9 protein-coding genes are annotated in these 11,696 nt (G+C 53.5%); 8 read left to right on the top strand and 1 reads right to left on the bottom strand.

What is annotated here, in order from left to right; translation table 11 throughout:
• Positions 1-2,987 (bottom strand): glutamate synthase central domain-containing protein (locus H6F43_RS16840; RefSeq protein ID WP_242025697.1); only part of this gene is annotated, 2,987 nt, incomplete at its 3' end.
• Positions 2,988-3,370: 383 nt separating this feature from the next.
• Here H6F43_RS16840 and H6F43_RS16845 point away from each other — a divergent pair.
• The 8 genes from H6F43_RS16845 (at position 3,371) to rpsJ (ending at position 11,498) form a co-directional block, all read left to right on the top strand.
• Positions 3,371-5,338, top strand: a complete 1,968-nt coding sequence (locus H6F43_RS16845; RefSeq protein ID WP_199290401.1) for a phosphodiester glycosidase family protein — start codon at positions 3,371-3,373, stop codon at positions 5,336-5,338.
• Between the two features lie 253 nt (positions 5,339-5,591).
• Positions 5,592-6,002 carry a cupin domain-containing protein gene (locus tag H6F43_RS16850; RefSeq protein ID WP_190343877.1) on the top strand — a complete coding sequence of 137 codons (411 nt, stop codon included), beginning with the start codon at positions 5,592-5,594 and terminating at the stop codon, positions 6,000-6,002.
• Positions 6,003-6,075: 73 nt separating this feature from the next.
• Positions 6,076-6,411, top strand: coding sequence for an iron-sulfur cluster assembly accessory protein (locus H6F43_RS16855; RefSeq protein ID WP_190343878.1), 336 nt, complete (start codon positions 6,076-6,078; stop codon positions 6,409-6,411).
• Positions 6,412-6,549: 138 nt separating this feature from the next.
• Entirely contained in the window at positions 6,550-6,927 is a 378-nt protein-coding gene (gene rpsL, locus H6F43_RS16860; protein WP_190343879.1) for a 30S ribosomal protein S12, read from the top strand.
• 203 nt (positions 6,928-7,130) lie between these two features.
• Entirely contained in the window at positions 7,131-7,601 is a 471-nt protein-coding gene (gene rpsG / locus H6F43_RS16865; RefSeq protein ID WP_190343880.1) for a 30S ribosomal protein S7, read from the top strand.
• Positions 7,602-7,700: 99 nt separating this feature from the next.
• Positions 7,701-9,821: an elongation factor G gene (fusA, locus tag H6F43_RS16870; RefSeq protein ID WP_190343881.1), complete on the top strand. Its 2,121-nt coding sequence runs from the start codon at positions 7,701-7,703 to the stop codon at positions 9,819-9,821.
• Positions 9,822-9,844: 23 nt separating this feature from the next.
• Entirely contained in the window at positions 9,845-11,074 is a 1,230-nt protein-coding gene (tuf, locus tag H6F43_RS16875; protein WP_190343882.1) for an elongation factor Tu, read from the top strand.
• Between the two features lie 106 nt (positions 11,075-11,180).
• Entirely contained in the window at positions 11,181-11,498 is a 318-nt protein-coding gene (rpsJ, locus tag H6F43_RS16880; protein ID WP_190343883.1) for a 30S ribosomal protein S10, read from the top strand.
• The last annotated feature ends 198 nt before the right edge of the window (positions 11,499-11,696 follow it).

The raw sequence follows: 11,696 nt of genomic DNA on the forward strand, positions 1-11,696 counted from the left end.
ACGCCGAAGCGTCCTGATGCAACCTGTTTAATCGCCGAGCTAGCGGTATCGCCGTTTCGCAGTCCGTTCAAGTGAGGCAGAAGGGAAGAGTGCCCCGTGTCATCCACATCATTCAGCACATTGAAGCGGACTGGATCTTCACCGCCTTCACCAGAGTTCGATTTGCCACCGATGCGGTTCATAGCGATCGCCAGGACTTCGTGCGCCTCGCGAGACAGTGCACCAAGCGACATGCCGCCCGTGCAGAAGCGATGCACAATATCAGCCACAGGTTCCACTTCATCGATCGAGATCGAGGGGCGATCGCTCTTGAAATCTAACAGGTCGCGCAGAGCCGTTAGGGGACGGTGCTCCAGGTAGTTCTGATAGAGTTCGTAGTGGTCGAAGCGCTTGGTCGCGACGGCTTTGTGCAATTGCTTCGCCATTTCCGGGTTGTTCATGTGATACTCGCCGCCTGGACGGTACTGCACAAAGCCGAAGTTCTCCAGCTTCTTGATCGTTAACTCCGGGAAGGCGCGGCAGTGGAATGACAGCACTTCTTGTGCCAGTTCTGCAACGCTCAGCCCGCCCAGTCGAGAGGCTGTGCCATAGAAGCCTAAATGCAGCAGATCCGAGCCGATGCCGATCGCCTCAAAGATTTGAGCGCCGTGGTAGCTGGACAGCAAGGAAATCCCCATCTTGGAGAGGATCTTTAGCAAGCCGTCTTCGATCGCCTTGCGGTAGTTCGCTTGCGCAGCTGCCAACGGAACCGACTTAATTTTGCCCCGCTCCATCAGGCTTTGCGTTCTGGAGTCTCCCCACCACTGCCGCACAGTTTCCAGCGCCAGATACGGACAAACCGCGCTGGCGCCGTAGCCGATCAGGCAAGCGAAGTGGTGCGTGCTCCAGCACTGAGCCGTGTCAACAACAATCGAGGTGCGCATCCGCAGTCCCTGACGAATCAGGTGATGGTGCACCGCTCCCACGGCGAGCAGCGGCGGAATGTAGCTGTACTCCACTGTGAGTGTCGTTGGATTGCCTGCGTGGTCGAGGCGATCGCTGAGAACCAAAACCGTTTTGCCCGATCGCACGGCTTCTGCTGCCTGCTGACACAGCGCTGTCACTGCCCGCTGTAGACCGCTAGGACCCGAGGCGATTTCAAACAGCGTTGATAGAGACGCCGTTTCAAACCCAGATTGGCGCACCTGGTCAAGTTCTATGTCGCCCAACACTGGAGATTCCAACTTCAGCAAGCGGGCATGATCCGGTTTCACATCCAGCAGGTTGCCACGATCGCCCAACTGCATCGTCAACGACATGACGAGGCTTTCGCGCAGGGGATCGATCGGAGGATTCGTCACCTGGGCGAACCGCTGCTTAAAGTAGTCGTACAGCAAGTGAGGCTTCGCCGACAGCACTGCTAGCGGAGTATCGTCGCCCATACAGAACGTCGGTTCTTTCGCTTGCGCCGCCATCTCTTGAATGATCATCTCCACGTCTTCTGACGTGTAGCCGAACGCCGTTTGGCTGCGGAGAAGCGCTTGCGTTTCCATGCGGGGAGCGTCTTCCGCAAAGACGTGAGGTTTAATCGTTTGGCGACTCTGCAACCACTCGCCGTAGGGGTGGGCATTGGCAATACGCTGCTTAATCTGCCAGTTTTTCAGAATCTCTTGGTGCTCTAAATCCACCAAAATCATTTGTCCCGGTCCCAGCCGTCCTTTCTCAACGATGTCGGCTTCGGGTAGCTCGATCACGCCTGCTTCCGAGGCCACTACGACATAGCCATCGCGAGTAATGCTGTAGCGAGCAGGACGCAACCCGTTGCGATCGAGCGTTGCCCCGACGGATTTGCCATCGGTGAAAACCAGCAGGGCTGGACCATCCCACGGCTCTTGCACGCCGCTGTAGAATTCGTAGAAATCGGTAATTTCTGGATAATTCAGCAGATCCGGCTGGTTCTGGTACGCCTCCGGCACCATGATCATCAACGACTCTTGCGGGCTACGACCAGAGCGCACCAGAAGCTCTAGCACGTTGTCAAGGTTGGCAGAGTCGCTGTTCTCAGCATTAACGGTGGGCTTCAGGTCGTTGAAGCGAGTCTCCTGCGAAGATGCTCCGCAACCATCCCAGCATGAATGTGATAGGTCCGCTTCCCGTGCCGACATCCAATTGATGTTGCCCAGCAGCGTGTTGATCTCGCCGTTGTGTCCCAGCAGGCGCATTGGCTGTGCAAGGGACCAGCGAGGCAGCGTGTTCGTGCTGAAACGACGGTGATATAGCGCAAAGGCGCTTTTGTATTCGGGCTGCTGCAAGTCCAGGTAAAAGTCACCCAGCACTGCCGATCGCACCATGCCCTTGTAGACGATCGTCCGATTGGAGAATGAGCAGAAATAGAAATCTTGAAACTCAGATTCCAGCGTTGAGCCGTGCACCTCTGCTGCCGTCGCTCGCATTACCCGCTTGCGCGTCAAATAAAGCTGCCGCTCCAGTTCATCGCCCTCTAGCGCAGATCGCACAATCACCTGCTCGATCTGCGGTTGATTTTCGCGCGCTTGCTGTCCCAGCGTCTTCGGTTCAACGGGCACAGCCCGCCAGCCCAACACGGTCAAGCCTTCTTCAACCGCGATCGTCTCCGTGACACGCCGCGCGATCGCAGCGGCTTCCTCGACCGCAGGCAGAAACGCCATACCGACCCCAATGTGGGTCGTTTCAGATACTGCATGACCTTGAGCCGTGAACCATGAGTGCAGCAGTTCCCAGGGCACGGCAGTCATCAAACCTGCTCCATCCCCAGAGTCCTGATCGGCACTGCACCCGCCGCGGTGCTCCAAGCAGGTTAGCGCCGACAGCGCCTGCTGAACCAGTTCATGGCTGATGCGTCCGCGCTGATCGGCAATAAATCCAACGCCGCACGCGTCTCGCTCTTCCACCAGCCAGCGCTGCCCCGCGTATCCCACGTCTCGTCCCTGATGCAAATAATTGTCGTGATTCACAATTGCCCCACTCATGAAATGACTCAGTTTGATTTCGCTTCGTTAGTCTTCGGACTCTGGTAATCCGGTCGTATCACATTCCAAACCTGGGTATCCCAATTGCAAGTCAGGTACGAGCGCTGATACTGGCGCTCCGCCGATCGTATTGAACGTCACTCACTCACAATGAGAAAAACTCACCCCGCTATTACGCGGGTGAACCATGAGTCAAACTGCTGGAGGACAACAATGGGACATCGACACTTCATTACTGAACTGTCAGCGTCTTTGTATCAGGTGGAAGTAAGAATATTATAAAAAATCCCTGAGCCTGACAATCCCCGACCTGGCGAACGATCGTCGTCATTACCCCCTCACGTTGGGCTTAAAGTCATCATTTCCTTACAGAACGTAACGTCATGCTTAATAACGATGGTCATTTGCCAACACCGACCGGAGCTTTTGCTGAAGGGCGGCGTCTAACTGAAGATGCTTTTGCTTCCAGTCACATCGTGCTTAATTTAAAATCCTCCTTCCTGTCTCGCGTTTTTGCGCTGCGCCTGCGGGCACGATCGCTGCTCGGATTACCCATCGCTCTGACAATTTGCGCCACGACGATGCAGCCGACGCTTGCCGAGTCCGTTAACGCCCCAGCAGCGCCAGCACCCAGCAGCGCTACGCTCACTCAAGCACTGCCCTCTTCTCCACGAGTGCAGCAAGGCAATCAACAGGGCAATCAAATTGTGCTGAACGGTCGCCGCTTCACGGCAGCGTGGAGCCAGTGGCAATCTGCCTCACGCTCGATTCGGACTGGGATCAGCGATGCAGGCCTGCTCCAGCTCACCGGAGTCGAGTTCCTCAGCACCAACGATGCCAGCCGTCAGCCGATTCAGTGGTTCTCGCAACCTGCGACCGATCCGATCGCCCTGGCGACGCGGCTACTGCCTCCGATCCGCTATCTTGACATCACCGATCTCGCTCAGCGATCGGGCTGGCAGGTGCAGGCACAGGGAACGACGCTTCAAATTACCTCAACCCCTGCGAAGGTCTTGTCGGTGCGTCAGGGCAAACAGCCGTGGGGCGACCGCATTGTGATTGAACTCGATCGTCCAGCCACCTGGCAGGTGGAGCAAAGCCAAGAATTCGCGCTGACCCTAGATGCCCAAACCGATGCAGCTCTGCTACAGTCCCTAAAGTTCACTCCTGTCAATCAACTCTACCCCGCACAGCTAGAATCAACCCAAAGCCAAACTCGTCTTCGGCTAGGACTTCCCATCGGTTTGCGTCCCCGCGTTTGGAGTCTGCCTAATCCAAATCGCCTCGTGATTGACGTTCGTCCGGATGCCACAGTGGAGCAGTCTATTTTGTGGGCACCGGGGCTGCGCTGGCGCAGGCAGACACTAGCTCTGGGCAACGATCGCTTTCCAGTTGTGTGGCTAGAAATTGACCCGCGCCAGCCGGGAGTAACGCTGCGACCTATTTTACCCAACGCTCAAGCGGTCGTTGGTACGGCTCCACTGCTTCAGACTGCTCAGCAAACGCAAGCGACGGCTGCCATTAATGGCGGCTTCTTTAACCGTAATAATCAACTGCCGTTAGGTGCCATTCGTCGAGACAGACGCTGGCTGTCGGGTCCAATTCTCAACCGAGGCGCGATCGCCTGGAATTCAAATGGCTCGTTTACGATCGGGCGCCTGAGTCTGCAAGAAACCGTAACCACATCCACGGGGCAGCGCCTGCCGCTGACCTACCTCAACAGTGCCTACGTCCAAGCTGGCATTGCTCGCTACACCGCAGAGTGGGGACCAGCGTATACGACTCTGTCGGATAACGAAATTGTCGTAAGCGTACAGCGCAACCAGGTCGTGAACCAACAGACGATCGCCACCGCAGGCAGCAGTCCAATTCCGATTCCTTCTGATGGCTACTTGCTTGTGCTCCGCGCCAACAAAACCGCCGCGTCTGCTTTTACGGTAGGAGCCACGCTGCAAGTCGAAACTGCCGCCAACCCGCCAGAGTTTGCGCAGTATGACCAGATCGTGGCAGCAGGACCGTTGCTAGTTCAAAATCGTCAGATTGTTCTGAATGCTCAAGCTGAACGATTTAGCAATGCCTTTGCTGCTGAACTCGCCAGTCGCAGCGCGATCGGACTAACCTCCGATAGTAAGGTTCTGCTCGTCGCGGTTCACAACCGCCTTGGAGGGGCAGGTGCCAGCTTGACTGAGACAGCTCAACTTATGCAGCAGCTTGGTGCAATCAATGCGCTTAACCTGGACGGTGGTAGTTCAACAACGCTCTATCTAGGTGGGCAACTGCTCGATCGCCTTCCTCGTACAGCGGCTCGCGTACACAATGGCATTGGCATATTTCTTCAGCAAAATCCGTAAATTTACTCTGCGTGGTTTATTGCTGCTTGGGCAAAATTAAAGCTCAGTTGAACTCGATGCTCGCTAGGTGAAGACTCGATGTGAATTGAGTAAACTGCCTCATTCGGTATGAAACGTCAACTTTGAATTTGCTATGGTTGCTCCGGACGCTTAATTCATGCCGAACTGGTCTAAAAATACTGACTGTTCCTTACTTCCAGACACCAACGAATTCAATTACGTTCAGACACTAAACAGTCCTTAGGAGACACTCGTGGCTCAACCTCAAGAAACCAACCAAGCCCCCTCCCTACTTCCCAGCAGCCAAAAGTCGATCGCTGCGACAGAACTGCGACCCTGGGGGTCGTTTACCATTCTCGAAGAAGGACGTGGGTACAAAATCAAGCGTATCGAGGTGAAACCCGGTCATCGGCTAAGTCTGCAAATGCACCATCACCGCAGCGAACACTGGATCGTTGTTTCTGGTACTGCAAAAGTAGAGTGTGGCGAAAAAGAATCGGTCCTTGGCAGCAATCAATCGACCTATGTGCCGCAGTGCACCACTCACCGCTTAGAGAATCCAGGAGTGATTCCTCTAATTCTGATTGAAGTTCAGAATGGGGAGTACCTAGGTGAGGACGACATCGTTCGCTTTCAAGACGACTACGCTCGCACACAAAAGTAAGCAAGTGCTTAAATGCTTCAAGTGAGTAGTCTTTGACGTATGCTGGTCAGCAGCAGCTTTAGATGCGCTAGTCATGATTCAGCTCACTTCCCCTGCCGTCAAAGAAGTTTTGCGCTTGAAAGCAAGGCATAAAAACGCAAATCTACTTCGCTTAGATGTTTGCGAACGTGGGTGCCTGGGACTGTCCTACCTGATGCAGTTTGAAGAGGGTGCGCAGGAGGGAGACCAGATATATGACTGTAATGCCGTCCAGGTAGTGGTTAGCGTGAGACGCTTGCCGCACCTGGACGGCTTGTTGATTGACTATACTGAAGATCTAATGGGCGGTGGTTTCCGCTTCCAGAATCCCAATTCCACACAGAGCTGTAGCTGTGGCATTTCCTTTTCAGCAGCACATGGCTCTGACTGAAACAGATCTTGGTAGTGCTCTCTAGACAACTTCAGTCTCAACGCTGGTTTCCACTAAATCACTGATTGACAAAAGGCACTTAAAATTGCTAACATCAACCTTTGGAAAAGTTTAGGATAGCGATCGCACACGCTCGACATGCCCACCATTCAGCAACTCATTCGCAGCGAACGTCAGAAAACGCAGAAGAAAACCAAGTCGCCAGCTCTAAAGAGTTGCCCCCAGCGCCGTGGTGTCTGCACACGGGTTTACACCACCACTCCCAAGAAACCGAACTCAGCCCTTCGTAAGGTTGCGAGGGTTCGCCTTACATCTGGTTTTGAGGTGACTGCATACATTCCCGGAATCGGTCACAATTTGCAGGAGCACTCGGTTGTGATGATTCGTGGGGGCCGGGTTAAAGACCTACCAGGAGTTCGATACCATATTATTCGTGGCACGCTAGATACGGCTGGAGTGAAGGACCGCAAGCAGGGTCGATCAAAGTACGGAGCAAAGCGCCCCAAAGCGAAGTAGTGAATCTGCATCGACCTTGGTAGGCTGCTCTGCTGCATTGAGCAGTTCCGACTCAACCTCTCAATTGCACCTCTAGTATCTATTCAGTGGATGCTTAGGAGCGTTCAGGTTCGTTTTATTGCTTTCTAGCGCTTGCTTGATTCGCCAGTGTTTCGCACGATGTTGCTTGCTACCCCTTCTTAACGTCTCTTGGACTACTTCTTATGTCTCGTCGCACTGTTATTCAAAAGCGTCCGGTTCCGCCTGATCCGGTTCACAACTCCCGCCTCGTTAGTATGATGGCGCGGCGAATTATGAGGAGCGGGAAGAAATCTCTTGCTGCACATATTATCTACGATGCGTTTGAAACGATCGCTCAGCGTACTGGGTCCGACCCGATTGAAGTGTTTGAGCGCGCCGTCAAGAATGCAACACCTTTAGTCGAGGTGAAAGCTCGCCGGGTAGGTGGAGCTACCTATCAGGTTCCGATGGAGGTTCGTGCCGATCGGGGAACGGCTTTAGCACTGCGCTGGCTAATCCAATTCTCGCGGCAGCGTCCAGGTAGAACGATGGCAAGTAAGCTTGCTAACGAACTGATGGATGCAGCTAATGAAACAGGTAGCGCAATTCGGAAGCGTGAGGAGACTCACCGAATGGCAGAAGCAAACAAAGCCTTTGCTCACTACCGCTACTAGCTGAGAGAACAACGCACGTCCTCGTTCAAAAAGTATAGAATCTTAACAGAGCCGTTGTTGAACTCGGTTACAACTGCGGCAGAGACCAAGGAGGTAGCTGTGCCACGTACTGTCCCGCTTGAACAGGTTCGAAACATTGGGATTGCAGCCCACATTGACGCGGGCAAAACCACAACCACAGAGCGAATTTTGTTCTACTCGGGTGTGGTTCATAAAATGGGCGAGGTCCATGAAGGTACTGCTGTAACCGACTGGATGGCGCAGGAGCGGGAGCGGGGCATCACCATCACAGCGGCTGCAATTAGCACCGCTTGGACACGGCGCGATCCTAAAAATCCGACTCAGCCATTGGCAGGTGAGCCAGAGCACAAAATTAACATTATCGACACGCCTGGACACGTTGATTTCACGATTGAAGTCGAGCGCTCCATGCGGGTGCTGGATGGTGTTATTACGGTTCTGTGCTCTGTGGGTGGAGTCCAGCCCCAAACGGAAACGGTTTGGAGGCAGGCAGACCGCTACAAGGTGCCGCGTATCATCTTTGTTAACAAGATGGACCGTACAGGCGCGAATTTCTTTAAGGTGTATAGTCAGGTTCTTGATCGCCTGCGGACAAATGCGGTGCCAATTCAGCTGCCGATCGGCAGCGAAGACCACCTGAAGGGCATTGTTGATTTAGTGCGGATGCGCGCCTATCTCTACAACAACGATATTGGTACGGACATTCAAGAAGCCGAAATTCCTGATGACATGAAGGAGCAGGCTGAAGAGTACCGCATGAAGCTAATTGAAGCGGCGGCTGAGACTGATGATGCTCTGACTGAAAAGTATTTGGAAGGTGAAGAACTCACTGAAGAAGAAATCAAGACAGCGTTGCGAAAAGGTACGAATGCTGGAACGATCGTACCAATGCTATGCGGTTCGGCGTTCAAGAACAAAGGCGTTCAGCTACTGTTGGATGCGGTCATTGATTATTTGCCTGCGCCAAGTGAAGTTGCGGCTATTCAGGGGATTCAACCAGACGGTACTACTGCTGAGCGTCCGGCTGACGACAATGCACCATTCTCTGCCTTGGCATTCAAGATCATGGCGGACCCCTACGGTCGCTTAACCTTTATTCGTGTTTACTCGGGCGTGCTGAAGAAAGGAAGCTACGCGCTAAACTCGACGAAAGGCAAGAAGGAGCGCATCTCGCGCCTAATCGTGTTGAAGGCAGACGATCGCATTGAGGTAGATGAGCTTCGAGCTGGTGACTTGGGCGCGGCTTTAGGCCTAAAAGACACCTTCACAGGTGACACGCTTTGTGATGACGCGGCTCCTGTAGTGCTGGAGTCGCTATTCATCCCAGAACCCGTCATCTCAGTTGCGGTTGAACCTAGGACGAAGCAGGACATGGAGAAGCTATCCAAGGCCCTCCAGTCGCTGTCTGAGGAAGACCCCACCTTCCGTGTCAATGTTGACCCTGAAACAAATCAGACTGTGATTGCGGGTATGGGTGAACTTCACCTGGAAATCCTCGTCGATCGCATGCTGCGAGAATTTAAGGTGGAAGCGAACGTGGGTGCTCCACAGGTGGCATTCCGCGAAACGATTCGCAAACCCGTTCGTGCTGAAGGCAGGTTTGTTCGGCAGAGCGGCGGTAAGGGTCAGTATGGTCACGTGGTGATCGAAGTAGCGCCGGGAGAGCCGGGGACTGGCTTCGAGTTCGTTTCCAAAATCGTTGGTGGTGCAGTGCCGAAGGAATACATCGGTCCTGCTGAGCAAGGCATGAAGGAAGCCTGCGAATCGGGCATTTTAGCAGGCTATCCCGTGATTGACCTGAAAGCTACGATGGTTGATGGCTCGTTCCACGAGGTTGACTCCTCTGAAATGGCTTTCAAGATTGCTGGCTCGATGGCGATTAAAGAGGCTGTAATGAAGGCTTCGCCTGTTTTGCTGGAACCGATGATGAAAGTTGAAGTTGAAGTCCCTGACGACTTCATCGGCAACGTGATCGGCGATCTGAACTCTCGCAGAGGTCAGATTGAAGGTCAGGACAACGAAAGTGGCATTGCAAAGGTGACGGCGAAGGTTCCATTGGCAAAGATGTTTGGATATGCTACTGATATCCGAACAAAGACTCAGGGTCGGGGCATCTTCACGATGGAGTTTAGCAACTACGATGAAGTCCCCCGGAACGAGGCTGAAGCCATCATCGCTAAAAGTAAAGGGAACGCATAATCAGGAAGAGGAACAGATAACTCATGGCACGCGCAAAGTTTGAACGGAACAAGCCCCACGCTAACATTGGCACGATCGGTCACGTTGACCACGGCAAAACGACTCTTACGGCTGCTATCACAATGACGCTATCCGCGTTGGGTCAAGCCGCCGCTAAGAAGTATGACGAAATTGACGCGGCTCCTGAAGAAAAGGCTCGCGGTATCACGATTAACACGGCTCACGTTGAGTACGAAACCGCAAACCGCCATTACGCTCACGTAGACTGTCCAGGACACGCCGACTATGTGAAGAACATGATCACGGGCGCTGCTCAGATGGACGGTGCCATTCTGGTGGTGTCGGCTGCCGATGGTCCAATGCCCCAAACTCGTGAACACATTCTGCTGGCACGGCAGGTTGGCGTTCCCAACATTGTGGTCTTCTTGAACAAGAAGGACATGCTGGATGACCCAGAACTGCTGGAACTGGTGGAACTGGAAGTTCGTGAACTGCTCAGCTCCTATGGTTTCCCTGGAGATGATATTCCCATCGTTGCGGGTTCTGCGCTGCAAGCGCTGGAAGCGATGACTGGAAATCCCAAAACGGTACGGGGCGAAAACGACTGGGTAGATGCTATTTACCAGCTTATGGATGAGGTTGACGCCTACATTCCGACGCCTGAGCGTGAAGTAGACAAGCCCTTCCTAATGGCGGTTGAAGACGTGTTCTCCATCACGGGTCGCGGTACAGTAGCGACGGGTCGGATCGAACGCGGCAAGGTCAAGGTGCAGGACGAAATTGAAATTATTGGCATCCGCGACACCCGCAAGAGCACCGTTACCGGAATCGAGATGTTCAAGAAGAGCCTTGATGAAGGAATGGCAGGCGATAACGCTGGAATCCTGCTGCGGGGTATCCAAAAAGCGGATATTGAGCGCGGCATGGTGCTGGCGAAGCCCGGTTCGATCACGCCTCATACGCTGTTTGAGTCTGAGGTGTACATCCTTAAGAAAGAAGAAGGTGGTCGTCACACCCCGTTCTTTCCTGGCTACCGTCCCCAGTTTTATGTACGGACCACCGATGTGACGGGCACGATCAGCAACTTCACGACGGATGACGGCGGTGAAGCTGAAATGGTGATGCCGGGCGATCGCATCAAGATGACTGTGGAACTGATCAACCCGATCGCGATCGAGCAGGGAATGCGCTTTGCCATCCGTGAGGGTGGTCGCACTGTAGGTGCGGGCGTGGTTTCCAAGATTCTCAAGTAGTTGAACTGCTTGACTAACTGAAGCTATCAGTCGCTTGATTGTAGTAAGCAAGCGACTGATAGCTTCCTTGTCTGATGTCCTTCTGAACCTAGACAACTGAAATTCAATGGCAACGATTCAGCAGCAAAAAATCCGAATTCGACTCAAGGCATTTGATCGCCGCTTGCTTGACACTTCTTGCGAAAAGATCGTGGACACCGCAAATCGCACCAATGCTACGGCGATCGGTCCCATTCCTTTGCCCACCAAGCGCCGCATCTATTGTGTGCTCCGCTCTCCTCACGTGGACAAAGACTCACGGGAGCATTTTGAAACCCGGACGCACCACCGCATTATTGACATTTACCAGCCGTCCTCAAAGACGATCGACGCTTTGATGAAATTGGATCTTCCCGCAGGCGTCGATATTGAAGTGAAGCTCTAAACAAGCTTGAAACGATTCATGTAAGGTGGGGAAACCCACCTTTTCTTATGAGTAGTGATGAGCAATTCTGAGCAAAAAGCCTGCATTGCCACATGGAATCTTGAGCGACCGAAGCGAAATGGATGGGCAAAGAATCAGCGCTGCCTCGATCAGATTCAGAGCTTGGATGCAGATGTGTGGGTACTAACAGAAACGAAT

Origin of the sequence: Leptolyngbya sp. FACHB-36, from assembly GCF_014695955.1 — a bacterium.
Lineage (GTDB): Bacteria > Cyanobacteriota > Cyanobacteriia > Leptolyngbyales > Leptolyngbyaceae > FACHB-36.

Bases quoted from the DNA above. Each gene is read 5' to 3' on its own strand.
- H6F43_RS16845 (WP_199290401.1), top strand. From the start codon at position 3,371: ATGCTTAATAACGATGGTCATTTGCCAACACCGACCGGAGCTTTTGCT.
- H6F43_RS16855 (WP_190343878.1), top strand. From the start codon at position 6,076: ATGATTCAGCTCACTTCCCCTGCCGTCAAAGAAGTTTTGCGCTTGAAA.
- rpsL (WP_190343879.1), top strand. From the start codon at position 6,550: ATGCCCACCATTCAGCAACTCATTCGCAGCGAACGTCAGAAAACGCAG.
- rpsG (WP_190343880.1), top strand. From the start codon at position 7,131: ATGTCTCGTCGCACTGTTATTCAAAAGCGTCCGGTTCCGCCTGATCCG.
- tuf (WP_190343882.1), top strand. From the start codon at position 9,845: ATGGCACGCGCAAAGTTTGAACGGAACAAGCCCCACGCTAACATTGGC.
- rpsJ (WP_190343883.1), top strand. From the start codon at position 11,181: ATGGCAACGATTCAGCAGCAAAAAATCCGAATTCGACTCAAGGCATTT.